22 protein-coding genes are annotated in these 26201 nt (G+C 70.9%); 11 read left to right on the plus strand and 11 right to left on the minus strand.

The window, feature by feature from the left end; translation table 11 throughout:
• Positions 1 to 123: 123 nt before the first annotated feature.
• From gltX to OHA91_RS11975, 3 genes are all read right to left on the minus strand, one after another.
• Positions 124 to 1599, minus strand: a complete 1476-nt coding sequence (gltX, locus tag OHA91_RS11965; RefSeq protein ID WP_051893013.1) for a glutamate--tRNA ligase — start codon at positions 1597 to 1599, stop codon at positions 124 to 126.
• Complete coding sequence (locus OHA91_RS11970) at positions 1592 to 2380, minus strand: fumarylacetoacetate hydrolase family protein (protein ID WP_030958498.1); 789 nt, start codon at positions 2378 to 2380, stop codon at positions 1592 to 1594. The genes gltX and OHA91_RS11970 overlap by 8 nt, the downstream gene beginning before the upstream one ends.
• A gap of 97 nt (positions 2381 to 2477) precedes the next feature.
• The gene (locus tag OHA91_RS11975; protein WP_030029864.1) at positions 2478 to 2666 is read right to left on the minus strand and encodes a hypothetical protein; all 189 of its coding nucleotides are present in this window, start codon (positions 2664 to 2666) and stop codon (positions 2478 to 2480) included.
• A 577-nt stretch (positions 2667 to 3243) separates the two neighbouring features.
• Between OHA91_RS11975 and OHA91_RS11980 the strand changes: the two genes are divergently transcribed.
• The 8 genes from OHA91_RS11980 to OHA91_RS12015 all read left to right on the plus strand — a co-directional run bounded on the left by OHA91_RS11980 (position 3244) and on the right by OHA91_RS12015 (position 13516).
• On the plus strand, positions 3244 to 6879 hold the full coding sequence (locus OHA91_RS11980) for a sensor histidine kinase (RefSeq protein WP_328739220.1): 3636 nt from the start codon (positions 3244 to 3246) through the stop codon (positions 6877 to 6879).
• 9 nt (positions 6880 to 6888) lie between these two features.
• On the plus strand, positions 6889 to 7302 hold the full coding sequence (locus OHA91_RS11985) for a roadblock/LC7 domain-containing protein (RefSeq protein WP_030846990.1): 414 nt from the start codon (positions 6889 to 6891) through the stop codon (positions 7300 to 7302).
• 152 nt (positions 7303 to 7454) lie between these two features.
• On the plus strand, positions 7455 to 7847 hold the full coding sequence (locus OHA91_RS11990) for a DUF742 domain-containing protein (protein ID WP_030037344.1): 393 nt from the start codon (positions 7455 to 7457) through the stop codon (positions 7845 to 7847).
• The gene (locus OHA91_RS11995) at positions 7828 to 8409 is read left to right on the plus strand and encodes a GTP-binding protein (RefSeq protein WP_046776286.1); all 582 of its coding nucleotides are present in this window, start codon (positions 7828 to 7830) and stop codon (positions 8407 to 8409) included. Before OHA91_RS11990 ends, OHA91_RS11995 begins: the two co-directional genes overlap by 20 nt.
• Before the next feature lie 296 nt (positions 8410 to 8705).
• Positions 8706 to 11891 (plus strand): sensor histidine kinase, encoded by a 3186-nt coding sequence (locus OHA91_RS12000; protein WP_031148621.1) that lies wholly within the window; start codon positions 8706 to 8708, stop codon positions 11889 to 11891.
• Positions 11892 to 11901: 10 nt separating this feature from the next.
• Entirely contained in the window at positions 11902 to 12315 is a 414-nt protein-coding gene (locus tag OHA91_RS12005; RefSeq protein WP_030037347.1) for a roadblock/LC7 domain-containing protein, read from the plus strand.
• 93 nt (positions 12316 to 12408) lie between these two features.
• Positions 12409 to 12951: a DUF742 domain-containing protein gene (locus OHA91_RS12010; RefSeq protein ID WP_266497250.1), complete on the plus strand. Its 543-nt coding sequence runs from the start codon at positions 12409 to 12411 to the stop codon at positions 12949 to 12951.
• Positions 12932 to 13516, plus strand: a complete 585-nt coding sequence (locus tag OHA91_RS12015; RefSeq protein ID WP_007266770.1) for a GTP-binding protein — start codon at positions 12932 to 12934, stop codon at positions 13514 to 13516. Before OHA91_RS12010 ends, OHA91_RS12015 begins: the two co-directional genes overlap by 20 nt.
• Positions 13517 to 13690: 174 nt before the next feature.
• Here the strand turns inward: OHA91_RS12015 and OHA91_RS12020 are convergent, their stop codons facing one another.
• Positions 13691 to 13891 carry an acyl-CoA carboxylase subunit epsilon gene (locus OHA91_RS12020; protein WP_031148615.1) on the minus strand — a complete coding sequence of 67 codons (201 nt, stop codon included), beginning with the start codon at positions 13889 to 13891 and terminating at the stop codon, positions 13691 to 13693.
• A 23-nt stretch (positions 13892 to 13914) separates the two neighbouring features.
• Positions 13915 to 15498 carry an acyl-CoA carboxylase subunit beta gene (locus OHA91_RS12025; RefSeq protein ID WP_031148613.1) on the minus strand — a complete coding sequence of 528 codons (1584 nt, stop codon included), beginning with the start codon at positions 15496 to 15498 and terminating at the stop codon, positions 13915 to 13917.
• 275 nt (positions 15499 to 15773) lie between these two features.
• Between OHA91_RS12025 and OHA91_RS12030 the strand changes: the two genes are divergently transcribed.
• Positions 15774 to 16382 carry a YceI family protein gene (locus tag OHA91_RS12030; RefSeq protein ID WP_031148611.1) on the plus strand — a complete coding sequence of 203 codons (609 nt, stop codon included), beginning with the start codon at positions 15774 to 15776 and terminating at the stop codon, positions 16380 to 16382.
• Between the two features lie 32 nt (positions 16383 to 16414).
• Here OHA91_RS12030 and OHA91_RS12035 read toward each other — a convergent pair whose 3' ends face one another.
• A complete protein-coding gene (locus OHA91_RS12035) occupies positions 16415 to 17770 on the minus strand; it encodes a hypothetical protein (protein WP_031148610.1) in 1356 nt (451 codons plus the stop codon).
• Between the two features lie 110 nt (positions 17771 to 17880).
• Between OHA91_RS12035 and OHA91_RS12040 the strand changes: the two genes are divergently transcribed.
• Complete coding sequence (locus OHA91_RS12040; protein ID WP_063835522.1) at positions 17881 to 18414, plus strand: hypothetical protein; 534 nt, start codon at positions 17881 to 17883, stop codon at positions 18412 to 18414.
• A 6-nt stretch (positions 18415 to 18420) separates the two neighbouring features.
• Here the strand turns inward: OHA91_RS12040 and cimA are convergent, their stop codons facing one another.
• The 5 genes from cimA to ureA all read right to left on the minus strand — a co-directional run bounded on the left by cimA (position 18421) and on the right by ureA (position 24609).
• Complete coding sequence (gene cimA / locus OHA91_RS12045) at positions 18421 to 20049, minus strand: citramalate synthase (protein WP_266497258.1); 1629 nt, start codon at positions 20047 to 20049, stop codon at positions 18421 to 18423.
• A gap of 341 nt (positions 20050 to 20390) precedes the next feature.
• Complete coding sequence (locus tag OHA91_RS12050) at positions 20391 to 21014, minus strand: TetR/AcrR family transcriptional regulator (protein WP_031148602.1); 624 nt, start codon at positions 21012 to 21014, stop codon at positions 20391 to 20393.
• 39 nt (positions 21015 to 21053) lie between these two features.
• On the minus strand, positions 21054 to 22103 hold the full coding sequence (locus OHA91_RS12055) for an agmatine deiminase family protein (protein ID WP_266497440.1): 1050 nt from the start codon (positions 22101 to 22103) through the stop codon (positions 21054 to 21056).
• 29 nt (positions 22104 to 22132) lie between these two features.
• A complete protein-coding gene (locus OHA91_RS12060; RefSeq protein ID WP_328739221.1) occupies positions 22133 to 23875 on the minus strand; it encodes an urease subunit alpha in 1743 nt (580 codons plus the stop codon).
• Positions 23872 to 24609, minus strand: coding sequence for an urease subunit gamma (ureA, locus tag OHA91_RS12065; protein WP_051893010.1), 738 nt, complete (start codon positions 24607 to 24609; stop codon positions 23872 to 23874). Before ureA ends, OHA91_RS12060 begins: the two co-directional genes overlap by 4 nt.
• Before the next feature lie 157 nt (positions 24610 to 24766).
• Between ureA and OHA91_RS12070 the strand changes: the two genes are divergently transcribed.
• Complete coding sequence (locus OHA91_RS12070; protein ID WP_031148595.1) at positions 24767 to 26188, plus strand: cytosine permease; 1422 nt, start codon at positions 24767 to 24769, stop codon at positions 26186 to 26188.
• Positions 26189 to 26201: the final 13 nt, after the last annotated feature.

Consider the following 26201-nt stretch of genomic DNA (forward strand, 5'->3'; position numbering starts at 1 on the left):
GGGAATGCGCGGGGTGATCGGTTCCGCCGGAGCCCATGGGGCACCGCCGGCAACGCCGCAGGGGGCGGCGGCCCGGGGGTCCGGGCCGCCGCCCCCTGCGGGACGTACGGGTGGTGCTGCGGATCAGCCGGCCAGCTTGGCCAGGGCCGCGTCGATGCGGGCCAGCGAGCGCTCCTTGCCCAGGATCTCCAGGGACTCGAAGAGCGGCAGGCCGACCGTGCGGCCGGTGACGGCCACGCGGACGGGGGCCTGGGCCTTGCCGAGCTTGAGGCCGTGGGCCTCGCCGGCGGTCAGGACGGCCTGCTTGAGGGACTCCGGGTCCGACCAGTCGGCGTCGGCGAGCTTCTCGCGGGCGGTGGTCAGCAGGGCCGCCGGCTCGCCCTTCATCGCCTTGTCCCACGAGGCCTGGTCCTCGACGGGCTCCTTGCGGAACAGGAAGTCGACGTTGGCGGTGATCTCCGACAGGACGCCCACGCGCGTCTGGGCGTACGGCGCGATGCGCTCCCAGGCCTCGGTGTCGAAGTCCTCCGGCGCCCAGTTGGCGTGCGGGGCCTGCAGCCACGGGGCGCAGCGGTCCGCGAAGACCTTCGGGTCGAGCAGGCGGATGTGGTCGCCGTTGATCGACTCGGCCTTCTTCAGGTCGAAGCGCGCCGGGTTGGCGTTCACGCCGTCGATGTCGAACTTCTGGACCATCTCCTCGATCGAGAAGACGTCCTGGTCCTTGGAGAAGGACCAGCCGAGGAGCGAGAGGTAGTTCAGCAGGCCCTCGGGCAGGAAGCCGCGCTCGCGGTACAGGTTGAGCGAGGCCTCGGGGTCGCGCTTGGAGAGCTTCTTGTTGCCCTCGCCCATCACGTACGGCAGGTGGCCGAAGGCGGGGGTGCCCTTGGCGACGCCCAGCTCGATCAGCGCCTTGTACAGGGCGATCTGGCGCGGGGTCGACGAGAGGAGGTCCTCGCCGCGCAGGACGTGCGTAATCTCCATCAGCGCGTCGTCCACCGGGTTGACCAGGGTGTAGAGCGGGGCCCCGTTGGCCCGGACGATGCCGAAGTCCGGCACGTTGTCCGGGGTGAAGGTCAGCTCGCCGCGCACCAGGTCGGTGAAGGTGATGGGCTCGTCGGGCATCCGGAAGCGGACGATCGCGGGGCGGTGCTCGCCCTGGTACGCCTCGATCTGCACGGTGGTGAGCTCGCGGCAGTGGCCGTCGTAGCCGGAGGGCTTGCCGGCCGCGCGGGCGGCGGCGCGGCGCGCGTCGAGCTCCTCGGTGCTGCAGTAGCAGTGGTAGGCGTAGCCGCCGTCCAGCAGCTTCTGGGCGACGTCCTTGTAGATGTCCATGCGCTCGGACTGGCGGTACGGGGCGTGCGGGCCGCCGACCTCGGGGCCCTCGTCCCAGGTGAAGCCGAGCCAGCGCAGCGAGTCGAGCAGCTGGTCGTAGGACTCCTCGGAGTCGCGGGCCGCGTCGGTGTCCTCGATGCGGAACACGAACGTGCCGCCGTGGTGGCGGGCGAACGCCCAGTTGAAGAGGGCGGTCCGCACCAGGCCCACGTGGGGGTTGCCGGTCGGGGAGGGACAGAAACGTACGCGGACGGGTCCGTTAGCCACGCTTGATCACCTTGTTGGTGAGAGTGCCGATGCCTTCGATGGTGACGGCGACCTCGTCGCCGACGTTGAGGGGGCCGACTCCGGCCGGGGTCCCCGTGAGGATGACGTCGCCGGGGAGCAGCGTCATGGCCTCGGTGATGTGGACGACCAGGTCCTCGATGGAGCGGACCATGTCACTGGTGCGGCCCAGCTGGCGCTGCTGGCCGTTGACCGTGCACTGGATGGTCAGGTCGCCCGGGTCCAGGTCGGTCTCGATCCAGGGGCCGAGGGGGCAGGAGCTGTCGAAGCCCTTGGCCCGGGCCCACTGCTTCTCCCGTTGCTGGACGTCGCGCGCCGTGACGTCGTTGGCGCAGGTGTAGCCGAGGATGACGTCCTTGACGCGCTCCCTGGGGACCTCTCGGCACATGCGGCCGATGACCACGGCGAGCTCCGCCTCGTGGTGGAGGTCCTGGGAGAAGGAGGGGTAGGTGATCGGGTCACCCGGGCCGACCACCGAGGTGGACGGCTTGAAGAAGGTGATGGGGGCGTCCGGGACCTCGTTGCCGAGCTCCGCCGCGTGCTCCGCGTAGTTGCGGCCGATGGCCACGACCTTGTTCGGGAGCACGGGCGGCAGGAGCCGGACCTTGCTCAGCGGGACCTTGGTGCCCGAGAGCTCGAAGTCCGCGAACGGGATGCCCTTGATGATGTCGAGCACGAGCGACGCTTCGTTGCCGGGGGCGGCGTCGCCCTCGACCGCGCCGAACGCGACATTGCCGTCGATCGAGAACCTGGCGATGCGCACGTGTTGCGTCTGCCCCTCTGTATTTCCGCTGGCTGGAGTCTGCGGTCCCCAGGCTAACGCGGCGGGCGGCGGCGCTTCACGTTCCGTGCGGGGCGGCTTACTGCGCGGCGGCGGCGACCGGCGCGTCCATGAGGACCGTGCGCCGGGGGTTGGCGGTCTGCGTCGGCAGCTCGACGGCGTGCTCCGGGGTGGCCGGGGCCGCCTGCAGCTCCTCGGCGTCCTTGAGGTGCGCGAGGGTGGTGCGGCGGGGGTTGGCTATGTTGCGGAACATCGTCGTCGTCTTCATCGGAGTTCGGGGTCCTCGGTTCGGTCTGTGGATGTCGGCCGGCGCGCACACCAACCCTTGCGCCAACCCTTTAAGGGGCAAGGCTAAACATCTGAATCCCCCGCCGAACCGGGAAGTAATGGCCACGGCTATGTGAGTTTGCTCACCCGTGACCAGACATTACTTCCATAACGGACAGCCAACGAGATCCGTCGAAACGGACATTGCGCCACTGAATGCGCCATTCCGCTCCTGATCATCGCGACTGGGACACCTTGCCAGCCATGTTGTTTGGATGGCGTAAGTCCGATTTCAACCGAATGCGGTCGCACATCGCGTAGTGCATCTGTCACGTGCCGTGACCGACTCTCCGGGGGAACACGCGCACCTTGTTGGAGATCCGCCACTGTGCTGGAATTCGCGGGACCGCCGCGGGATTCAGTCCGGCGCGCAGGTGGCGCGACACCGCGCCGAGCGGCGGAAGGAAAGGGAGACGCGCCGGTCACCGACGACCACCATGGGGCCGAAAGTGCCCCACGACTCGACACCGTTCCGCCGGTCGCCCGGCGGGACGCCTGGTCCAGAGGTTGCGACGCTAGTGCAGGGACGATTCAAGAGGGATGGCAGCGCTGCGGCGGAGCAGGAGCCGCGCGGCGGGACCGACCGTGGCTCCTCGCCCCAGCACGCCCAGAACCGCGGGCCGGCTGTCGAGGGCGCACGCCCCGACGCATCCGCAGCGGTGAAGGCCAAGGGCCGTGTGAAGTCCGTGAAGGCCAAGTCCAAGGACAAGGCCGGGTCGACCGAGCAGGACGTGGCGATACCGAAGGCCCCCAGTGGGCCCGGCTCTCGCCTCGCCATGCAGAACTGGCGCATCAGCACGCGACTCGTGTCGCTGCTGACCCTGCCGGTCGTCGCCGCCACCACGCTCGGTGGCTTCCGAATCAACGACTCGCTCAACGACATCGCGCAGCTCGAGCACATGCAGCTGCTGACGACGATGACGCGACAGGCCACCAACCTGGCCGCCATGCTCCAGGAGGAGCGCGACCTCTCCGCAGGTCCGCTCTCGCTCTCCGGGGGCAAGAGCAACAGCAGTGTCGACGGCGCCCGCGCGCAGACCGACACCGCCGCCAAGGCCTTCGCCGCCGCGACCGACAAGGTCGACAGCACGGGCGAGAAGGACGACACCCTCAAGTCGATCCGCAACAACGTGCTGCAGATCGGTCGTCAGCTCACGAACATCGAGACGATCCGCACCAAGGCGTACGCCAACGGCGCCCAGCAGACCGTCAGCGAGTACAACGCGATGATCGTGTCTCTGCTCTCGCTCTCCCAGGACATGGCGCAGGCCACCTCCAACCCGGAGATGATCAAGCGTACGCGTGCCCTGGCCGCGTTCTCCGCCGCCAAGGAGTACGCCTCCATCCAGCGCGCGATCATCGCCGCCTCGCTGCCCGAGACCTCGGACAAGCAGGGCAAGCTGCAGGAGAACGACCGTCTCTACGCCCTCTCCGCCCAGAAGGGCGAGCAGCAGTCGAAGACGACCTTCGAGCTCGTCTACCAGGGCCGCACCGAGGAACTCCTCGCCGGTCTGGGCGACAGCAACTCCGAGATCTCCAGCGCCGACCACTACGCACGTCGCGTGCTGGCCAGCCAGGACGCCTTCCTCCGCGAGAAGAACCGGTCCTGGCTGGACTGGTACGACGCGGACGGCACCAAGCTCCAGGCGATGAAGGTCATCGAGCTGACCCTGCTCGAGGAGATGGAGCAGAAGGCCCGTGAGCTGAAGAACGAGGCCCAGCAGGACGCCATCATCAACGGTGCGCTGATCCTCCTCGTCCTCGGTGTCTCCCTCGTCGGCGCCTTCGTCATGGCCCGCTCGATGATCCGCTCGCTGCGCCGCCTCCAGGACACCGCGACCCGGGTCGCCCAGGACCGCCTGCCCGAGCTCGTCAAGCAGCTCTCCGAGTCCGACCCGCAGGACGTGGACACGTCCGTGGAGTCGGTCGGTGTGCACACCCGGGACGAGATCGGCCAGGTGGCCGCGGCATTCGACGACGTGCACCGCGAGGCCGTCCGCCTCGCCGCCGAGCAGGCCCTCCTGCGAGGCAACGTCAACGCGATGTTCACCAACCTCTCGCGCCGCTCGCAGGGCCTCATCCAGCGTCAGCTCTCGCTCATCTCCGAACTGGAGTCGCGCGAGGCCGACCCGGACCAGCTCTCCTCCCTCTTCAAGCTCGACCACCTCGCGACCCGCATGCGCCGTAACGGCGAAAACCTCCTCGTCCTCGCGGGCGAGGAGCCGGGCCGCCGGTGGACCCGCCCCGTCCCGCTCGTCGACGTGCTCCGCGCCGCCGCGTCCGAGGTGGAACAGTACGAGCGCGTCGAGCTGGCCTCGGTGCCCGGCACCGACGTCGCCGGCCGCGTCGTCAACGACCTCGTGCACGTGCTCGCGGAGCTGCTGGAGAACGCCACCTCGTTCTCCTCCCCGCAGACCAAGGTCAAGGTCACCGGTCACGCGCTGCCCGACGGCCGCGTGCTCGTCGAGATCCACGACACCGGTATCGGTCTCTCCCCGGAGGACCTCGCCGCGATCAACGAGCGACTCGCGTCGCCGCCCACCGTGGACGTCTCCGTCTCCCGACGCATGGGTCTGTTCGTGGTCGGCCGCCTGTCCCTGCGACACGGCATCCGCATCCAGCTGCGCCCCTCCGACTCGGGTGGTACGACGGCCCTCGTCATGCTCCCGGTGGACGTCGCCCAGGGCGGCAAGAAGCCGGGCCCGACGCCGGGTCAGGGCGGCCCGGGCGGCGCCCAGGGCGGCCCCGGTGCCCAGGCCTCCGTGCCCGGTCCGGCCGGACGTCCCACCGTGGGCGCGGGCCCGCAGCGCGGCCAGGTCGGCGGGGGTGGCCAGCGCGCCGCCCTGCCGGGTCGCGACGGCGGCGCCGGTCAGCAGCGTCCGCAGGGCGGCCGGTCCCCGCAGCAGGGCGGTCCGGGTGCTCCCGGTCCCCGTCCGCAGCAGGGTCAGACCACCGCGGGACAGGGCCAGGGCGGCTTCGCCGCCGGCGGCCCGCTGCCGACGCGCGGTCCGGTCCCCAGTGTCGGCTTCGGCGGTGGCGCGCAGTCGCGTCCGGCCTCCCCCGGTGCCTTGGGCTTCCAGCAGGGCAACGGCTTCGAGCGGCCTCAGCCGCAGCAGCCCCAGCCCCAGCAGGCTCAGCAGCAGCCGACCGGTCCTGCGGCTCCGGCCCCGGGCGGTCAGCGGCCGCAGCTGCCGCCGCGCGGCGGCGCCGCAGCCCGTCCGGAGCTGGCCGGCCCGCAGACCACCAGCTGGGGCTCCGACCAGGCCCGCGGCCACGACGAGCTCTCGGGCCCCGGCTCGACGGCCGAGTTCGCGCGCCCCGACTTCAACGCGCCGATGCCCCAGGGCGACGGCGCGGGCAGCACCACCGGCCAGTTCGAACGTCCGGACGTACGGGGCCCCATCGACCCGTCCAGCACCGGCCAGTTCGAGCGCCCGGGCTACCAGCCCCAGCGGCCGGGCGGCCCCGGGGTCGGCGGGTTCGCCCGCCAGCCGCAGGCCCCGCAGCAGCCCCAGCCGCAGCACATGCAGCCGCAGGCTCCGCAGCCGGGCGGCGAGTACGCACCCGTACCGCCCGCGCGGCCCGAGGCTCCGCGGCTGCCGCAGGCCCACCGGCCCGAGGCGCTGCCGCCGGCCCAGAGCTCCGGCGACGCCCGCAGCCCGATCTTCGACACGCTGGAGTCGAACTGGTTCCGCGAGGAGGGGCAGCAGCCCCCCGCGCAGGCCCCGGCCGTACCCCAGCAGCCGCAGCAGTCCGCTCCGTCGGCCCCGCAGCAGCACCAGCTGCCGCAGCGCGGCCAGGAGCACGCGGCCGAGCCCGCCCAGACGGCGACCGGCAGCATGCCGACCGTCAGCTGGAAGTCCTCGCCGAACGACGAGCTGATGCGGCAGGCCGAGCGCGTGCGCCAGCCCGCCGCCGGCGGCATCACGACGTCGGGGCTGCCCCGCCGGGTCCCGCGGGCGAACCTCGTGGCCGGCACCGCGCAGCAGCAGGCCGACGCACAGGCGGGTCCGCAGGTCTCGCGGGCGCCGGACGACGTCCGCGGCCGTCTGACCAACCTCCGACGCGGTATCCAGCAGGGCCGTCAGGCTGGCAACAACAGCCAGACGACCGGCAGTTACCACATCGACCCCACTTACCAGCAGGAGCGATAGTTGAGTTCGATGAGCCAGGCGGCACAGAACCTGAACTGGTTGATCACCAACTTCGTGGACAACACCCCCGGGGTGTCCCACACGGTGGTGGTCTCCGCCGACGGCCTCCTTCTGGCGATGTCCGACGGATTCCCCCGCGACCGCGCCGATCAGCTGGCGGCCGTGGCCTCCGGACTGACCTCGCTGACCGCCGGTGCCTCCCGCATCTTCGAGGGTGGCGCCGTCAACCAGACCGTGGTCGAGATGGACCGGGGATTCCTCTTCCTCATGTCCGTGTCCGACGGATCCTCGCTGGCCGTACTGGCGCACCCGGAGTGCGACATCGGCCTCGTGGGCTATGAGATGGCTCTTCTGGTGGATCGCGCGGGCAGTGTCCTCACCCCGGACCTGCGCGCCGAACTGCAGGGAAGCCTGCTCGGCTGACTTCCCCTCTCCCGGCCGGACGGTACTACCGGCCGGGAGACCGGGGCCCACGCCCCGGAATCCAGTACCACCGCCAGGCCGTCATACCGTTCCCCCCACCGGCCGCCCCGTCAGACGGCACGCTGACCACTGCTGTCCAGCCCGGAGGATCCATGACCCCGCCCCCCGCCTACCCCGATGCGTACGGAGATTCGTACTCGGAAGGCGATCAGCCGCTGGTCCGCCCCTATGCGATGACCGGCGGCCGGACCCGGCCCCGCTACCAGCTCGCCATCGAGGCGCTGGTCAGCACCACCGCCGATCCGATGCACCTGTCCGGCCTGCTCCCGGAGCACCAGCGCATCTGCACCCTGTGCCGCGAGGTCAAGTCGGTCGCCGAGGTCTCCGCGCTGCTGTCCATGCCGCTCGGTGTGGCACGCATCCTCGTCGCCGACCTGGCCGAGGCCGGCATGGTGGCCATCCACCAGCCGGGCAATGGAGAGGCCGGCGGCACGCCGGATGTAACACTGCTCGAAAGGGTGCTCAGTGGCCTTCGGAACATCTAGCGGAGCGGCTCCCCGCTCCACCACCTCCGCGAAGATCGTGGTGGCGGGCGGCTTCGGCGTGGGCAAGACCACGTTCGTCGGAGCCGTGTCCGAGATCAACCCGCTGCGCACCGAAGCCGTCATGACCAGCGCCTCCGCCGGCATCGACGACCTCACGCACACCGGTGACAAGACGACCACCACGGTCGCCATGGACTTCGGCCGCATCACGCTGGACCAGGACCTGATCCTGTACCTCTTCGGTACGCCGGGCCAGGACCGCTTCTGGTTCATGTGGGACGACCTGGTCCGCGGCGCGATCGGTGCGATCGTGCTCGTCGACACGCGCCGTCTCGCCGACTGCTTCCCCGCGGTCGACTACTTCGAGAACAGCGGCCTGCCCTTCGTCGTGGCGCTCAACGGCTTCGAGGGACACCAGCCGTACACGCCGGAGGAGGTGCGCGAGGCCCTGCAGATCGGCCCCGGCGCCCCCATCATCACCACGGACGCCCGCCACCGCGCGGACGCCAAGAGCGCGCTCATCACGCTCGTCGAGCACGCCCTCATGGCGCGGCTCAAGTAGCAGGGCGGCTCCAACTGCCGCACGGGAGGGGCGGGCTGTGTCGTATGACACGGCCCGCCCCTGTCGTTCATAACGTTTCGACAGAGAATTGAAGCCAGTTGGCAACCGGATGCGTTCGGTCGGTGCCGCTGCGCTCACAACCACCCCGGCTTTTGCCGCAGGACGCTCTTTATGTCCGGTTTATGTGAGGCATAAGTCTCCAGGACTCACGGATTTCAACTGTTTGGAACAGGGCCGTCAACCGTGCTGGAATTCAACGAACTAGCTAGTAGCACCGCCGAGAGGTTGTTGGTCGAGTGAGGCGAAGCAACGCAAGCCCCGCGGATGAACCCGCGCGCGGCAACTTCACCCCGCCGCCGCGAGCGGCCACGTCGCCCGCCGACGTGCCCGTGGAACCGCCTGTGAAGAGCGGGAGCACCAGCAGGTTCTCTCCCCGCAACTGGCGCGTGCCGACCCGCCTGAACGCCATCCTGCTCGTGCCGGCCCTCGTGGGCCTGGTCATGGGCGGGTTCCAGGTGAAGGGCTCCGTCGACACGTGGAACGAGGCCAAGGACGCCGAGCAGATAGCCCGGGTCGTCCAGGCCGCCTCGGAATACAGCCAGGCACTGCTCAACGAGCGTGACCTGACCGCCGAGCCGCTCCTGAACGGCCTGACCAAGGACGACAAGGTCACCAAGGCCTACGCGGCGACCACCGCGGCCAAGGAGAAGTTCGACAAGGCCGTCCAGGACCTGCCCGAGAACCAGGGCATGGAACGGCGCCTGGAGCTCTTCCGCACGGAGGAGCCCAAGCTGACGGACGTCCGTCAGACGGCCTACCAGGCCGGGATCGAGAGCCCCAAGAAGAACCCGCCTTCTTCGTTCGGCCCCATCCCGACCGAAGAGGGCTACGTCACCGTCCAGCACTACCTGATGCAGTTCGCCAACGAGCTCGGTCTCGGCACCGGCAACGTGACCTCGTACGGCCGCATGGTCTACGCGATCCAGCTGGCCAAGGCGGCGAACTCGCTCCAGCGCTCCGTCGGCACGCACCTGCTGGTGCGCCCGAGCAACGACGAGAACACCCGCAAGGCCCAGCTCGTCGCCTTCTCCTCCTACGCCTACCTCGAGGAAATCGCCATCGGCGAGTACGTCGCGGCGGGTACCGAGGAGGACGTGACCAGGCTGAAGACGGTCATGGCGAAGAAGTCCGAAGAGGGCGCCGCCAAGCTCGCCGAGGCGAAGGCCGCCGCCGAGCAGGCCGGCACCCCCTTCAAGGCCCCGCCCGTCTCGCCGATCAACAAGTCGATCCTCACCGGCATGACCGAGGCGATCGCCAGCGGCGATCCCAAGAAGAAGGTCATCGAAGGCGGCACCACGCCGGCGGCGTGGCAGTTCGCCGCCACGTCCAAGTTCGACGGCTACGACGAGGTCGAGAAGGAACTCCTCGAGAAGGCCGTCAACGACGCCGTCGCGGTCTCGGACGACGCCCGCGCCGACGCCATCACCAACGGCGCCATCGTGGTCGTGGCCCTGCTCGCCGCGTTCATCCTGGCCGGCATGATGGCCCGCCAGATGGGCCGCGCGATGAGCCGCCTGCGCACCGCCGCCTTCGACATCGCCGAGCAGCGCCTGCCGTCGCTCGTCGACCAGCTCTCGCGCACCGATCCGGGCAAGGTCGACACCCGTGTCCACCCGATCCCGATCGACTCCCAGGACGAGATCGGCGAGGTCGCCCGCGCCTTCGACCAGGTCCACCGCGAAGCGGTCCGGCTCGCCGCCGAGCAGGCGCTCCTGCGAGGGAACGTCAACGCGATCTTCACGAACCTCTCCATGCGCAACCAGTCGCTGATCGAGGGCCAGCTGACCCTCATCACCGACCTGGAGAACAACGAGGCCGACCCGGACCAGCTGGAGAACCTCTTCCGCCTGGACCACCTGGCCACCCGTATGCGCCGCAACGGCGAGAACCTCCTCATCCTCGCGGGTGAGGAGCCGGGCCGCCGCTGGGACCAGCCGGTGCCCCTCGTGGACGTGCTCCGCGCCGCCTCCTCCGAGGTGGAGCAGTACGAGCGCATCGAGCTCTCCGGTGTCTCCGAGGCCGAGATCCACGGCCAGGCCGTGACCGACCTCGTGCACCTGCTGGCCGAGCTGCTGGAGAACGCCACCACGTTCTCCTCCCCGCAGACCAAGGTCCGCGTCAACGCCACGCGTCTGCCCGACGGCCGCGTGATGGTGGAGATCCACGACAAGGGCATCGGCCTCACCGCCGAGGACTTCGCGGACATCAACCACAAGCTCGCCAACCCGCCGACCGTGGACGCCGCGATCTCGCAGCGCATGGGTCTGTTCGTGGTCGGCCGGCTGGCGGACCGCCACAGCATCCGCGTCCAGCTGCGCCCCTCGGGCGAGGCTGCGGGCACCACCTCGCTGATCATGCTTCCCGACGCCATCACGCACGGTGGCGGTGGCGAGGGCATCCCGGACGACGACTTCACGGTCTCGCAGATCATTCCGGAGCAGAAGACCCAGCTGGCCGCCCCGATGCGCACGGCCGCGGAGCTCGGCTTCGACGACTCGCGCTACGAGCAGGCCGGCGAGGGGCACGGGCTCGACCCGGTCGGGCGTTCGCTCGGCCGCGAGGAGCGGCGTGCCGCGCTGGAGGCCCAGGTCGGCTTCCCGCAGGAGCAGCAGGGCTACGCCGAGCAGGGCGGCCAGGACTATCCGGAACCTCAGCCGGAGCACGGGTACCAGCCGTACCAGGGCTACGAGCAGCAGTCCGAGCAGGGTTACGAACCCGCGTACGACGGACAGGGCGCGCAGCAGGGGTACGAGGCGTACCCGCAGCAGGACTACGCCTATACGGAAGACGGCTACCCGGACCAGCAGTCGAGCACGCAGAGCTACGACGGAGGCTACGAAGCCCAGTCGGGGCAGGCCGAGTGGCCCGAACAGAACACGTATCCGGCTGCCTACCAGCAGGATTACGGGACTGAATCGGAATCCCAGGCCGTCCCCGAACCGGCCGCGGAGCGCGTAGGCTTCGACCGTCCGGGTGCCGCTGCCGACACCGGTCACGAAATGACCGGAGCGGGCCTGCCGCGACGCGGCAGCCAGCAGCAGTGGGGGCCGGCGCAGCAGGAAGCGGAGTCCTCCGGGTCCCTCTTCGAGCAGCGGCCGCAGCGTCAGCGGCAGGCCGCGGCGGCGGAGCAGGAGCAGGACGGTGGCACGGCGTGGCGCTCGGGTAACGACGAGCGCTGGCAGCAGGCCGCCAAACTCCGTGAGCCGAAGGCGGGCGGGGTCACCCCGTCCGGTCTCCCTCGGCGCGTGCCCAAGGCCAACCTGGTCGAGGGCGCAGCGGAGACGACCCCGCAGGGCGGCCCCCAGGTCTCCCGCGCTCCGGAGGACGTCCGCGGCAGGTTGAGCAACCTGCGGCGAGGTGTCCAGCAGGGACGCAGCGCGGGTACTGAGCAGTCAAGTAACAGCTATGACCAGGAGCGTTAGTGTGAGCCCGATGAGCCAGGCGGCACAGAACCTGAACTGGTTGATCACCAATTTCGTGGACAACACCCCCGGGGTGTCGCACACGGTGGTGGTCTCCGCCGACGGCCTTCTTCTGGCGATGTCCGACGGATTTCCGCGCGACCGCGCCGATCAGCTGGCGGCCGTGGCCTCCGGACTGACCTCGCTGACCGCCGGTGCCTCCCGCATCTTCGAGGGTGGCGCCGTCAACCAGACCGTGGTCGAGATGGACCGGGGATTCCTGTTCCTGATGTCCGTCTCGGACGGATCGTCCCTCGCGGTGCTGGCGCACCCGGAGTGCGACATCGGCCTCGTGGGCTACGAGATGGCTCTTCTGGTGGATCGTGCGGGCAGTGTCCTGACCCCGGACCTGCGCGCCGAACTGCAGGGAAGCCTTCTCAACTAGCAAACAGGCAGTGCGTTTCGCGCCATCGCACCGTAGGGTGCGGTGGCGCGGTTCCACAGGGAGTACTGCGTTCTTGGAGTCGGAGGAGGAGACGTGACAACACCCGGAGGACATCCTTATGGCGGCGCGCAGCAGCCGCAGGGTGGGCACGACCAGAACCGCTTCAACTTCCCCTCCGCACCGAGCCGGCCCGTGCCGGAGCAGAGCCACTACCAGCAGTACGGACAGCCCCAGCAGCCCCAGATGCCCCCGCAGGCGCCTCCGCGCGCCGCGCGGCAGCCGGCCCCGAAGGCCCACAACCCGCTGGTGCGCCCGTACGCGATGACCGGCGGCCGTACTCGGCCGCGCTACCAGCTCGCCATCGAGGCGCTGGTCAGTACCACGGCGGATCCCGCGCGTCTGCAAGGGCAGTTGCCCGAGCACCAGCGCATCTGCCGCCTGTGCCAGGAGATCAAATCCGTCGCGGAGATCTCGGCACTTCTCTCCATTCCTCTTGGTGTCGCCCGCATCCTCGTAGCCGACCTGGCGGAGGCGGGCCTTGTCGCCATTCACCAGCCCGGCGGCGACGAGTCTGCCGGTGGCCAGCCAGACGTGACACTGCTCGAAAGGGTGCTCAGTGGACTTCGCAAGCTCTAACGGCGGAGCGGCTCCCCGCTCCACCACCTCCGCGAAGATCGTGGTGGCGGGCGGCTTCGGCGTGGGCAAGACCACGTTCGTCGGAGCCGTGTCCGAGATCAACCCGCTGCGCACCGAAGCCGTCATGACGTCCGCGAGCGCGGGCATCGACGACCTCACCCACACCGGTGACAAGACGACCACCACGGTCGCCATGGACTTCGGCCGCATCACGCTCGACCAGGACCTGATCCTGTACCTGTTCGGCACCCCCGGCCAGGACCGCTTCTGGTTCATGTGGGACGACCTGGTCCGCGGCGCCATCGGCGCCGTCGTGCTCGTCGACACGCGCCGTCTCGCCGACTGCTTCCCCGCGGTCGACTACTTCGAGAACAGCGGCCTGCCCTTCGTCATCGCCCTCAACGGCTTCGACGGGCACCAGCCCTACACGCCGGAGGAAGTCCGCGAGGCCCTGCAGATCGGCCCGGACGCCCCCATCATCACCACGGACGCCCGCCACCGCGCGGACGCCAAGAGCGCGCTCATCACGCTCGTCGAGCACGCCCTCATGGCGCGCCTGCGGTAGGAGCCGGCCGCGTCCGACAGGCCCCTGTGTCCACGACGCGGGGGCCTTTGCCGTGTGCGGGCCCGACGCGGCGCGTGCTGCGGCGCGCGGGGCCGTACGTACGCCGGTACGCGGAAGGCCCCGCACCCTGGACGGGGTGCGGGGCCTTCGGCGGCTTTCGGGAGAGCCCGGGGCTCAGCCCTGCCAGCTGTGCGGGGCGCGGAAGCCCGGGGTGCGCTCCAGGCGGCGCCAGCCGGCCTGGCGCGGCAGGCGGACCGCGGTCTCCTCGGGAGTGGCGGCGGCGCGGGCGAGCAGGATCGCGGTGATCGCGGCCAGCTCCTCGGGTGCGGCGTTGCCCTTCTCGACGCGGAGCAGGGTGTCAGAGGCGTTGGTCATGGGGTGGCAGATCTCCTTCGCGGTTACTGCGGCGGGTTGCCGTGCTTGCGGGACGGCAGATCGGCGTGCTTGTTGCGGAGCATCGAGAGGGCGCTGACGAGCACCTCGCGGGTCTCGGCGGGGTCGATGACGTCGTCGACGAGGCCGCGCTCGGCCGCGTAGTACGGGTGCATCAGCTCGGACTTGTACTCCTTGACCATGCGCGTGCGCATGGCCTCGGGGTCCTCGGCGTCCGCGATCTGCTTGCGGAAGATGACGTTGGCCGCGCCCTCGGCGCCCATCACGGCGATCTCGTTGGTGGGCCAGGCGTAGGTGATGTCGGCGCCGATGGACTGGGAGTCCATGACGATGTACGCGCCGCCGTAGGCCTTGCGCAGGATCAGCGAGATCCGCGGGACGGTGGCGTTGCAGTACGCGTACAGCAGCTTGGCGCCGTGGCGGATGATGCCGCCGTGCTCCTGGTCGACGCCCGGCAGGAAGCCGGGGACGTCCAGCAGCGTGATGATCGGGATGTTGAAGGCGTCGCACATCTGGACGAAGCGCGCGGACTTCTCGGAGGCCTCGATGTCGAGGACTCCGGCGAGGTGGGCGGGCTGGTTGGCGACGATGCCGACGACCTGGCCGTCCATGCGCGCCAGGGCGCAGATGATGTTGCGGGCCCAGCGCTCGTGGATCTCCAGGACGTCGCCGTCGTCGACGAGCTCCTCGATGACCTTGTGCATGTCGTACGGGCGGTTGCCGTCCGCGGGCACCAGGTCCAGGAGGACCTCGCTGCGGCGGTCCGCCGGGTCGCTCGTCTCGTGGACGGGCGGGTTCTCGCGGTTGTTCGAGGGGAGCATCGAGATGAGGTAGCGGACCTCGGAGATGCAGGTCTCCTCGTCGTCGTACGCGAAGTGCGCGACGCCCGAGGTCTCGGCGTGCACGTCGGCGCCGCCGAGGCCGTTCTGGGTGATCTCCTCGCCGGTCACCGCGCGGACCACGTCCGGGCCGGTGATGAACATCTGCGAGGTGTCACGGACCATGAAGACGAAGTCCGTGAGGGCCGGGGAGTACGCGGCTCCGCCGGCGCACGGGCCGAGCATCACCGAGATCTGCGGGATGACACCCGAGGCCTTGGTGTTGCGCTGGAAGATGCCGCCGTAGCCGGCGAGGGCGGAGACGCCCTCCTGGATACGGGCGCCGGCGCCGTCGTTGAGGGAGACCAGCGGGGCACCGGCCGCGATGGCCATGTCCATGATCTTGTGGATCTTGGTGGCGTGGGCCTCGCCCAGGGCGCCGCCGAAGATCCGGAAGTCGTGCGCGTAGACGAAGACCGTGCGGCCCTCGACCGTGCCCCAGCCGGTGATGACACCGTCGGTGTACGGCTTCTTGTTCTCGAGGCCGAAGCCGGTCGCGCGGTGGCGGCGCAGCTGCTCGACCTCCTTGAAGGAACCCTCGTCGAGGAGCAGTGCGATGCGCTCGCGCGCCGTCAGCTTGCCCTTCGCGTGCTGGGCCTCGGTCGCACGGTCACTCGGTCCACGCCGCGCCTGCTCGCGCAGGGAGTGCAGCTCGGCCACGCGCCCACGGGCGTCCGTCGGCTCGCTCGGGATCTGGTCCACAACGGTCATGTACCGACCTTACGAAGATCGTGATGAAAAACCTCCGTTCATTCCGCACAGTCTCGGGAGTCTTCCGCTGTCCGGCCCGCACAGAACCACCGGTGGAAGTAAGGACTCCGCCAGATGGGGCCATCCCGGGTTGTAGGACCTTCACAGAATCCGCCGACACTCCGACCAGTGGTTGAAATTTGAACGGAATGGTTCTAGTGTCTCTCGTGTCGAAGTCGTTGAAACTTAAACAGCTTCGGCGCCCCCCACACAGAATCACTACCGAGGAGTAAGTCATGGGTCTCTTCAACCGCCGCACCCCGGAGAACACCGCCGCCGTCGCCACCCTGGAAGTGGACCCGGCGCTGGCCGCCCTCACCGGCGACTACGTCATCGACCCGGCCCACAGCAGCATCGGCTTCACCGTCCGCCACGCGATGGTGACCAACGTCCGCGGCTCCTTCGCCGACCACGAGGGCACCCTGCACCTGGACGGTTCCGACCCCTCCCGCTCCACGGCCTCCATCGACGTCAAGATCGCCTCCGTGGACACCGGCATCGCCGACCGCGACGGCCACCTGCGCAGCGGCGACTTCTTCGACGCCGAGACCTTCCCGCTGATGACCTTCCGCTCCACCGAGGCCGCGTTCCTCGGCGGGGACACCTACCGGATCACCGGCGACCTCACCATCAAGGACGTCACCCGGCCGCTCTCCATCGACCTGGAGTTCAACGGTTCCGCCACCGACCCGTACGGCAACCAGCGCGTCGGGTTCGAGGGCAGCACGGACATCCTGCGCTCGGACTGGGGCCTGACCTGGAACGCGGCGCTGGAGACCGGCGGCGTCGTGGTCAGCGACAAGGTGAAGCTGACCTTCGACATCTCCGCCATCAAGCAGGCCTGACCGCCCGCACGGCGACCCGGGGGCGGCCCCGTCTAGAAGCCGCCCCCGTCGAATCCACCGCCGTCGAACCCGCCTCCGCCGCCGAAGTCCCCTCCGCCGAAGTCGGACGGGTTGAAGTCGGCCCCGGAGTAGTCCCCGCCGTCATAGCCGCCCCCCGTGCCGCCGCCGTAGTCCGCGGCGTAGGCCGGGGTCGACATCATCGAACCGAGCATCGTGCCCACGAGCAGGCCGGGCAGGATGCCGCCGCCGAAGTAGCCGCCGGCCCAGGGTCCGTACGCCGGGCCGGCGTCGTAGTACGGCCGCGGTCCGTGCTCGGTGTCGACCGTGCGCACGGCCGGGTCCACTCCGTCTCGCAGCCGCACCGCGTCCGCCGTGCAGACGGGCACGGTACGCGCCGCCCCAGCGGCCGGGGACCACACCGCGTCCTCGGTGCTCGGCCCGTGGCGCGGGTCGAAGAAGCACGGAGCGCGGCGCTCCGGCACCGGCTCGCCCTGTCGGCGCGCGTCCAGACAGGCCAGGGCGTACCGGCCGTCCTCCAGCGCCTGGGTCACCCCGGTGACCTCTTGCGGGTACCGGACGGAGGCCATGATCTGCTTGGCCTTCTCGTACGAGTCGAGCCCCCGCTCGTAGTCCTCGCGCATGGCGTCGTCGGCGCCGGGCTCGCCGGGGTGGAAGTCGAGGCGCTCCAGCTCCTCGCCGAAGGCCGTGATGTCCTCGTCGACGACCACGCTCAGCCGCTCGACGGCCTCGCGCCGGGCCTCTTCCTTCTTCTTGCGGTTCCGGCGGACCAGCGCGTAGGCGCCGCCGCCCCCGATCGCGGCCACCGCGCCGAGGGTGACCAGCCCGCCGACCGGGACGCCGTCGTCGGCGCCTGTGGTGCCCCAGGAGCCGGGGGCGCTGCCCTTGGTCTGGGTCAGGGCCTGGTCCACGAAGTTGTTGAGCTGGGTGCTCGCGTCGGCCGGGGCGCCCGTCTTGACCGCCTCGGTGAGGTTGCGGACGGCGTTGGTCGGCATGACCGCCCGGTCGGCGCCGGCGTTGAAGCCGTCGCCGAGCCGGATCGCGTAGAGCCCGGTGATGCCGGTCTCCGCACGGATCGCGGCGAGCACCTTGTCCTGCGGGAAGTCGGCGGTGGCCGGGAGCACGGCGACGAAGACCGGCTTTCCGGCGTCCTTGATCTTCTTCGCGAGCGCATCGGCCTCGGCCTTCGGCAGCTGCGCCTCGGCCCGCGGGTCGACGTAGACGGGACCCTCCTTGAGGGCCTCGGCCACGGCGGCGACTCCGGTGGCGGCAGATGCCTGCGGTGCGGCCGCCAGGGCGGTCGCACCGAGAGCCAGCAGCAGACCGGACAGCAACGATCCCAAACGTATGGACATCAGCCTGGTCCTCATATCCATGACGCTACCCGAACCGGCACTTTCCCGTGTGAGCAGGGCATAAGGGCACCTCTTGCCGGACGCGGGGGCTCCGCGCCTACCCTTCCGGCAGGGGGTGGTGGGCGATGCGGCGCGCACGGCTGGTGACGGCTTGGACCACGGTGGGTGCGGTGGTGTTGACGGGCTGCGGAGCGGCGGGCGACCTGCCGCTGATCGCGGTGCATCACGGAGCGGACGGAACACCGCAGGTGACGATGGTCCCGTGCGGCGAGGACGGGGTCGGAGCGGCGGAGCTGCGCGTCTTCCCGCCGGGGGCCGGCACCGCGTCCGGCCCGGGGCCGGACGGACCGGCCGCGCCGGGCGGGCCGATGTCGGAGAGCTGGATGGCGGCCGACTCGCGCCCCTCCGCCGGCGCGGCCGCGTTCCCGCTCTTCTCCCCGCCCGCCTCCTGGGCGGTCCGGCGGTGGGACGGGGAGCGGCGGCTCCTGCCCGGCTTCCGCTACACCGTGCGGTTCCGGCCTCCGGGCTCCGACGCGTACGCGGGCGTGCTGGCCTTCGCCACGGAGGACCTCGACGGCCTGGCGGCCGACGAGGTGTGGGCGGACGGCAGGGCCATGTCCCGGACGGCGTTCCGCCGGCTCGCCGAGGACGCGTGCTGACGGCGGTTACTCGGCCGGCTCGACGCCCGCGTGCAGGAGGCCGTAGGTGAAGGCGTCCTCCAGGGCCTGCCAGGAGGCGGCGATCACGTTCGGGGCGACGCCTACCGTCGACCACTCGCGGACCCCGTCCGTCGTGGCGACGAGCACGCGCGTCGTGGACTCCGTGCCGTGCGTGCCCTCCAGGATGCGGACCTTGTAGTCGACCAGCTCGAACTTGGCGAGCTGCGGGTAGAACCGCTCCAGCGCCACCCGCAGGGCCCGGTCCAGCGCGTTGACCGGGCCGTTGCCCTCGGCCGTCGCGACGATCCGCTCGCCCTTGGCCCACAGCTTGACCGTGGCCTCGTTGGCGTGGGTGCCGTCCGGGCGGTCCTCGACGATCGCCCGCCAGGACTCGATGCGGAAGTACTTGCGGGCCCGCCCCTCGGCCTCGGCCCGCAGCAGCAGCTCGAAGGAGGCGTCGGCCGCCTCGTAGGTGTAGCCCTGGAGCTCGCGCTCCTTGACCCGCTCCACGACGCGGGAGATCAGCGCGCGGTCCCCGCCGAGCTCGACGCCGAGCTCCTTGCCCTTGAGTTCGATGGAGGCGCGGCCGGCCATGTCGGAGACCAGCATCCGCATGGTGTTGCCGACCCGCTCGGGGTCGATGTGCTGGTAGAGGTCCGGGTCGACCTTGATCGCCGAGGCGTGCAGGCCCGCCTTGTGCGCGAAGGCGGAGACGCCGACGTAGGGCTGGTGGGTGGAGGGCGTGAGGTTGACGACCTCGGCGATGGCGTGCGAGATCCGGGTCATCTCGGCGAGCGCGCCCTCGGGCAGCACCTTGCGCCCGTACTTGATCTCCAGCGCGGCGACGACGGGGAACAGGTTGGCGTTGCCGACGCGCTCGCCGTAGCCGTTCGCGGTGCACTGGACGTGGGTGGCGCCGGCGTCGACGGCGGCCAGGGTGTTGGCGACGGCGCAGCCGGTGTCGTCCTGGGCGTGGATGCCGAGGCGGGCGCCGGTGTCGGCGAGGACGGTGGCGACGGTCGCCGAGACCTGGGCGGGCAGCATGCCCCCGTTGGTGTCGCAGAGGATGACGACGTCGGCGCCGGCCTCGTGCGCGGTGCGCACGACGGCCTTCGCGTACTCGGCGTTGGCCCGGTAGCCGTCGAAGAAGTGCTCGCAGTCGACGAAGACCCGGCGGCCCTTGGCCACCAGGTGGGAGACGGTGTCCCGGACCATCTCCAGGTTCTCGTCCAGGGTGGTGCGCAGGGCGAGCTCGACGTGGCGGTCGTGGGACTTGGCGACGAGCGTGATCACGGGGGCGCCGGACTCCAGCAGGGCCCGCACCTGCGGGTCCTGATCGGCCGAGCCGCCGGCCCGGCGGGTGGCGCCGAAGGCGACCAGCTTGGCGTTCTTGAAGTCGATCTCCGCGCGGGCGCGGGCGAAGAACTCGGTGTCGCGGGGGTTGGCGCCGGGCCAGCCGCCCTCGATGAAGCCCACTCCGAAGTCGTCCAGATGGCGGGCGATCGTCAGCTTGTCGGCGACCGTGAGGTTGATGCCCTCACGCTGGGCGCCGTCGCGCAGGGTGGTGTCGAAGACGTGGAAGCTGTCGTCCAGGCCCCCGGCGAGCGCAGTTGCCGCCTCTGGTGTCGTCGTCATGCTGATCTGACTCCTGTCGGATGAGTGGTTCCGGAAACCCGCCAATGGGGAAGGCCGCCGTCACTGCCCCCATCATCGCGCGCAGTCCGCTCCCGGCAGGGATGGGCCGGGAAACGAAAAAACCTCTCGCGGGTAGCGAGAGGTCTGCACGCGGGTCCGAGGCACGGTGGCCGCGTCCGCGAAGTTCTTCCACGGTTCAGCGGCCACTGGGGACCGGCGCGCTGCTGTCAATAATCATGAGCTGAGCAGGCACGGTCGCAGTGTGGCACACCGCTCCCCGCGGATGGACAGGTGTCTCACCATGCGGGCGCTGCCGTCCCTTCGGGGCGGACCCCCGCGCCTCAGTCGCCGTTGGGGCTGAGGGTGTCGGTGAGGAACTCGCGCACGTGGGCCAGGATGTCGGTCCGGTCGAGGGTCGGCAGGCCCACCGCCAGCTGGATGCTGAAGCCGTCGAGCAGGGCCCGGATGCGGGTGGCCACGCGCTCGGCGTCCACCGGGCGGAACTCCCCGCGCGAGATGCCCTCGGCGAGCAGCGCCACCAGGTCGCGGTGCCAGGCGCCCTCGATGGCCGCCTGGCGGTCGCGTTCCTGGGGGCCGGCGTTCTGGGAGCGGTTCCACACCTCCAGCCACAGCGTCCAGTGCGGGTCGCGGGCCTGCGTGGGCACGTACAGGTCCACGTACGCCTGCAGGCGCTCGGTCACCGGACCGCGGCGGGCGAGCAGGGCCCGCCGCGCGCTGCCCAGTTCGGCCTCGCTCCACTCCAGGGTCTGGAGCAGGAGCTCGTCCTTGCTGCGGAAGTAGTAGAGGAGGTGGCCGCTGCTCATGCCGACCTCGCGGCCCAGACCGGCCATGGTCAGGCCCTCCAGCCCGCGCTCGGCGATCGTGGCCATGGCGGCGACGAGTACGTCCTCGCGCGGGGGCGCGTTCTTGCGCGCCGCACGTACCGGTACTCCGCCCGCCGCCATGGACCACTCCTCGTCGTTCGGCCGCCGTTCGTCCGCGGATCAGACCTTCGGCTGCTGCTGGGTGATGCAGTGGATACCGCCACCCCCGGCGAAAATCGTACGTGCGTCAACGAGGGTCACGGTCCGTTCGGGGAACAGGCCGCGGAAGATCTCGGCGGCCTCCTCGTCGCGCGGGTCGTCGAAGGAGCACAGCACGACGCCGTCGTTGCACAGGTAGTGGTTGATGTAGGAGTAGTCCACCCACTCGCCGTCCTCCTCCAGCACGGTCGGCGCCGGGACCTCCACGACCTCCAGCTGCCGGCCCCGGGCGTCGGTGGACGCGCGCAGGATCGCCGCGATGGTCTTGCAGCGCTCGTGGTCCGGGTGGGAGGGGTCGGGCTGGGTGTGCACCATGACCACGCCGGGACGGGCGAAGGCCGCGACGATGTCGACGTGGCCCTGGGTGCCGTAGGTCCCGTAGTCGCCTGCCAGGCCGTACGGCAGCCAGATCGCCTTGGTGGTGCCGAGGTGGGCGTGGATCTCGGTCTCGACCTGCTCCCGGGTCCAGTCGGGGTTGCGGCCCTTGCCCAGCTGGACGGTGTCGGTGAGCAGCACGGTGCCCTCGCCGTCGACGTGGATGGCGCCGCCCTCGTTGACGAGCGGGGTGCTGAACGTGCGGGTGCCGAGCACGTCCGAGACCTGGCGGGCGATCTTCGAGTCGTGGTCCCAGCGGGCCCACTCCTGGGCGCCCCAGCCGTTGAAGGTCCAGTCGACGGCGGCCAGCTCGCCGGCGTCGTTCGTGACGAAGGTCGGGCCGATGTCGCGCATCCAGGCGTCGTCGAGCTCGCGCTCGACCACGTCGAGCGGGTGGCCGTCACCGGCGCCGGCGATCGCCCGGGCGTTCTCGGCGTCGCCCGGGGAGACGACGAGGGTCACCGGCTCGTACGCGCGGACCGCGCGGGCGACGGCTCCCCAGGCCCCGCGGGCCTCGGCGAGCTCCTGCTCGTTGGTGAAGGTCGGGTTCGGGCTGGGCCAGGCCATCCAGGTGCGCTCGTGGGGCGTCCACTCGGCGGGCATCCGGAATCCGTTGTGCACGGGCTTGGCGGTCATGGCAGGCAGGTCCTTACGGCTGTGCTGACTCAGAGGAAGTACAGGCGGTTGAGGGAGACCGATTCGGCGGCTTCGGAGCGCAGGGGTTCCCCGTCGAGGGAGACGAGTCCGCTGCGCGCGTCCACGTCGACCGCGCCCACCCGGGAGTTGAGGAGCAGGTCGCCGGGGCCGATGCCGCGGGTGCCGCGGACGGCGACCCGGCGGCGGCGGGTCGGCATCTCGTCGCCGCCCAGGGCCGCGGCCGCGGCGGAGACGAAGGCGACGGAGATGTCGGCCGCGGTGGCCCCGTACGAGCCGAACTGCGGCCCCAGGACGAGGGGTTCGCAGGTGTCGGTGGCGGCGTTGGGGTCGCCGGTGACGCCGTAGGCGGGGAAGCCGGACTTGAGGACGAGCTGCGGCTTGGCCCCGAAGAACTGGGGGCGCCAGAGCACGATGTCGGCGAGCTTGCCGACCTCGATGGAGCCGATCTCGTGCGCCAGGCCGTGGGCGATGGCCGGGTTGATGGTCAGCTTGGCCATGTAGCGCAGCACGCGGGCGTTGTCGTCGCCCTCGCCGTCGCCCTCCAGCGGGCCGAGCTCGCCCTTCATCTTCGCGGCCATCGCGAAGGTGCGGCGGATGGTCTCGCCGGCGCGGCCCATGCCCTGGGCGTCGGAGGAGGTGATGCCGATCGCGCCCAGGTCGTGCAGGACGTCCTCGGCGCCCATCGTCCCGGCCCGGATCCGGTCGCGGGCCATGGCGGCGTCGCCGGGGAGGTCGGGCTTGAGGTCGTGGACGGAGACGATCATGCCGTAGTGCTCGGCGACCGCGTCCCGGCCGAAGGGCAGCGTGGGGTTGGTGGAGGAGCCGATGATGTTGGGCACGCCCGCCATCTTCAGCACGTTCGGGACGTGTCCGCCGCCGCAGCCCTCGATGTGGAAGGCGTGGATGGTCCGGCCCTCCAGCACCCGCAGGGTGTCCTCGACCGACAGGCATTCGTTGAGGCCGTCGCTGTGCAGGGCGACCTGCACGTCGTACTCCTCGGCCACCCGCAGCGCCGTGTCCAGGGCCCGGGTGTGGGCGCCCATGTCCTCGTGCACCTTGAAGCCGCAGGCGCCGCCCTCGGCGAGGGCCTCGACCAGGGGTGCGGCGTCGGAGGAGGAGCCGCGGGCGAGGAAGCCGATGTTCACGGGCCAGGCGTCGAAAGCGTTGAAGGCGTGCTTCAGGGCCCACGGGGAGTTGACGCCGACGCCCCACACCGGGCCGAACTCCTGGCCGATGACGGTGGTGACGCCCGCGGCGAGCGAGGCCTCCATGATGCGCGGGGACAGCAGGTGGACGTGGGTGTCCACGGCGCCCGCGGTGGCGATCAGACCCTCGCCGGAGACGATCGAGGTGCCGGTGCCGACGACGACGTCGACGCCGTCGAGGGTGTCGGGGTTGCCGGCCCGGCCGATCGCGTGGATGCGGCCCTCGCGGATGCCGATGGAGACCTTGCGGATGCCGAGGACGGCGTCGACGACCAGGACGTTGCTGATCACGACGTCGCAGGTCTCGCGGACCGCGGCCGCCTTCAGGTGCAGGCCGTCGCGGGCGGTCTTGCCGAAGCCCGCCAGGAACTCGTCCCCCGGCTTCTGCGCGTCCGACTCCACCCGGACGGTCAGCCCGGAGTCGCCGAGCCGGACCCGGTCCCCCGCACGGGGGCCGAACACGGCCGCGTACTCGTGCGGATCGATGTGCCGGCTGCCCGGCGCGCAGTGCGCACTGTGGTCGGTGTGCGGTGTCTGCCTGCTCATGCCGTCGTCCCTTCCGGGCGGTCGGCGGGGCCGGCCTGGCCGGCCCCGGTCGGGGTGACTCCGAGGTAGCCGCAGGCGGCCGCGCGGCGCAGGGCCTCCTCCCTGGCCCCGGGGGCGTCGAGCGGGCCGTCGACGAGACCCGCGAAGCCGATCGCGATGCGGTCGCCCCCGAGCGGGACGAGGCCGACGTCGCCCTCGCCGTGCGGGTCGAACCGTACGGACGAGCCCGCCGGGACGCACAGCCGCATGCCGTAGGCCGCGGCGCGGTCGAAGTCCAGGCGCGGGTTCGCCTCGAAGAAGTGGAAGTGCGAGGTCACGCTCACCGGCACGTCGGCGGTGTTGCGCACGTGCAGGTGCAGGACCGGCTCCGGCTGGGGGACGCCGGGGCCGGGGACGACGGCGCCGGGGGCGTCCTCGCCGAGCGGCACCGCGCCCCGGACGGGGGACGAGACCACGGCGAGGCGGGATCCGTCGTCGAAGACGGCCTCCACGTGGACCTCGGTGACCACGTCTGCGACGCCGGGCAGGACGTCGTCGGGGCCCAGCACGCTGCGGGCCTCCTCGATGGCCTCGGCCAGCCGCTTTCCGTCGCGCGCGGCCTCGCAGACCGTGTCCGCGATCAGCGCGGTGGCCTCCGGGACATTGAGTTTCAGGCCACGGGCCCGCCGGGCCCGGGCCAGTTCCGCAGCGCTGCGGAGCAGCAGCCGGTCGCGCTCCGTAGGGGTCAGCCGCACGCCGATCCACCACCTCTTGAGTCGATGGGTTAGAGCATCACTCTAACTCTTCATTTCGTTGCGGGGAATCATTGACCTGAACGCAGGGCTTGAGTCACATTGAGTGTCGCTCAAACACAAGCGCAACCACCCCCCGCCCTGCCAAGGGAGTCCCCCCATGCCCATCGAACAGCGCGGAGTCGACACCATCCCGGAGGAGGAGCGGACCAGCGGTCCCCGTGACCTGATATCGATCCTGCTCGGCTCCAACTTGTGCCTCGGTGTGATCGTCTTCGGCTGGCTGCCGCCCTCCTTCGGACTGGGCCTGTGGCCCTCGGTCACGGCCATCGTGACCGGCACCCTCGTCGGCATCGCCTTCACCGCGCCGCTGGCACTCGTCTCCCTGCGCACCGCGACCAACCTCTCCACCTCCAGCGGCGCGCAGTTCGGCGTGCGGGGGCGGCTCGTGGGTTCGGTGGTGGGCCTGCTGCTCTCGCTCGGCTACACGGCACTCACGCTGTGGATCGGCGGCGACGTGATGGTCGGCACCCTCGCGCGGCTCACCGGGCTGCCGGACACCGGCCTCTCGCGGGCGGCGATGTACGGCTTCCTCGCCGCGTGTACCGTCGTCGCGGCCGTCTTCGGCTACCGACTGCTGCTGCGCATGAGCAAGGTGCTGTCCATCGCCATGGTGGTGCTGCTGGCGGTCGGCTTCGTCGCCTACGCCCCGGACTTCACCACCGCCGCGCCACCCGAGACCGCGTACCTGCTCGGCTCCTTCTGGCCGACGTGGCTGCTGGCCGCCGTCGCCGCCGGCCTCAGCGGGCCCGTCGCCTTCATCACCCTGCTGGGCGACTACACGCGCTACATCTCCCCGCGCCGGCACGGCTCGCGCAAGGTCCTGTGGGCCACCGCCTTCGGCCTGCTGATCGGCCTGCTGATCCCGCAGCTCTTCGGCACCTACACGGCACTGGCCGCCCGGGCGGGCCTGGACTACGCCGGGCCGCTGGTGGAGGCCGCGCCGCTGTGGTACCTGCTCCCGCTGCTGGCGGCCGCCGCGGCCGGCTCGGTCGGCAACGCCGGGCTGATGCTCTACTCCATGGGCCTGGACCTCGACGCGATCGTCCCCCGGGCGACCCGCACCACGGCCACCGTGATCGCCGCGGCCGTCGCGACCGCCTTCGTCTTCATCGGGTCCTTCGAGTGGGACGTGCAGTCCGCGATGACCTCGTTCGTGCTGGTGCTGACCGCGATCGGCACCCCGTGGGCCGTGATCACCCTGATCGGCCACGTGCGCTGCCGCGGGGTCTACGACGCCGACGCGCTCCAGGTCTTCAACCGCCGGTCGGTGGGCGGGGTCTACTGGTACCGATCCGGCTGGAACGTCGCGGCCACCGCCTCCTGGGCGATCGGCGCGGCCGTCGGCCTGCTCGCCGTGACCACCCCCTTCTACGAGGGCCCGCTGCTCGCCCTCACCGGCGGCGTTGACTGCTCCTTCGTCCTCTCCGGCCTCACCGGCGGGCTCGTGTACGCAGCGCTCACCGCCCGCTGCGCTCCCGCCCCGGCTCCGGCGGCCGCCGAGGAGCCCGCGAACGCCTGAGGCCCCCCCCGTA

Origin of the sequence: Streptomyces erythrochromogenes, assembly GCF_036170895.1 — a bacterium.
GTDB classification, from domain to species: Bacteria; Actinomycetota; Actinomycetes; order Streptomycetales; family Streptomycetaceae; genus Streptomyces; species Streptomyces erythrochromogenes.

What these genes read in the sequence shown, in the direction of transcription:
- OHA91_RS11990 (WP_030037344.1), top strand. Translation starts at nt 7,455, where the DNA reads ATGACCCCGCCCCCCGCCTACCCCGATGCGTACGGAGATTCGTACTCG.
- OHA91_RS12050 (WP_031148602.1), bottom strand. Translation starts at nt 21,014, where the DNA reads ATGGCGGCGGGCGGAGTACCGGTACGTGCGGCGCGCAAGAACGCGCCC.
- OHA91_RS12020 (WP_031148615.1), bottom strand. Translation starts at nt 13,891, where the DNA reads ATGACCAACGCCTCTGACACCCTGCTCCGCGTCGAGAAGGGCAACGCC.
- OHA91_RS12025 (WP_031148613.1), bottom strand. Translation starts at nt 15,498, where the DNA reads ATGACCGTTGTGGACCAGATCCCGAGCGAGCCGACGGACGCCCGTGGG.
- OHA91_RS12040 (WP_063835522.1), top strand. Translation starts at nt 17,881, where the DNA reads ATGCGGCGCGCACGGCTGGTGACGGCTTGGACCACGGTGGGTGCGGTG.
- OHA91_RS12005 (WP_030037347.1), top strand. Translation starts at nt 11,902, where the DNA reads ATGAGCCAGGCGGCACAGAACCTGAACTGGTTGATCACCAATTTCGTG.
- OHA91_RS12060 (WP_328739221.1), bottom strand. Translation starts at nt 23,875, where the DNA reads ATGAGCAGGCAGACACCGCACACCGACCACAGTGCGCACTGCGCGCCG.
- OHA91_RS12035 (WP_031148610.1), bottom strand. Translation starts at nt 17,770, where the DNA reads ATGAGGACCAGGCTGATGTCCATACGTTTGGGATCGTTGCTGTCCGGT.
- OHA91_RS12070 (WP_031148595.1), top strand. Translation starts at nt 24,767, where the DNA reads ATGCCCATCGAACAGCGCGGAGTCGACACCATCCCGGAGGAGGAGCGG.
- OHA91_RS11985 (WP_030846990.1), top strand. Translation starts at nt 6,889, where the DNA reads ATGAGCCAGGCGGCACAGAACCTGAACTGGTTGATCACCAACTTCGTG.
- cimA (WP_266497258.1), bottom strand. Translation starts at nt 20,049, where the DNA reads ATGACGACGACACCAGAGGCGGCAACTGCGCTCGCCGGGGGCCTGGAC.
- OHA91_RS12055 (WP_266497440.1), bottom strand. Translation starts at nt 22,103, where the DNA reads ATGACCGCCAAGCCCGTGCACAACGGATTCCGGATGCCCGCCGAGTGG.
- OHA91_RS12030 (WP_031148611.1), top strand. Translation starts at nt 15,774, where the DNA reads ATGGGTCTCTTCAACCGCCGCACCCCGGAGAACACCGCCGCCGTCGCC.
- OHA91_RS11975 (WP_030029864.1), bottom strand. Translation starts at nt 2,666, where the DNA reads ATGAAGACGACGACGATGTTCCGCAACATAGCCAACCCCCGCCGCACC.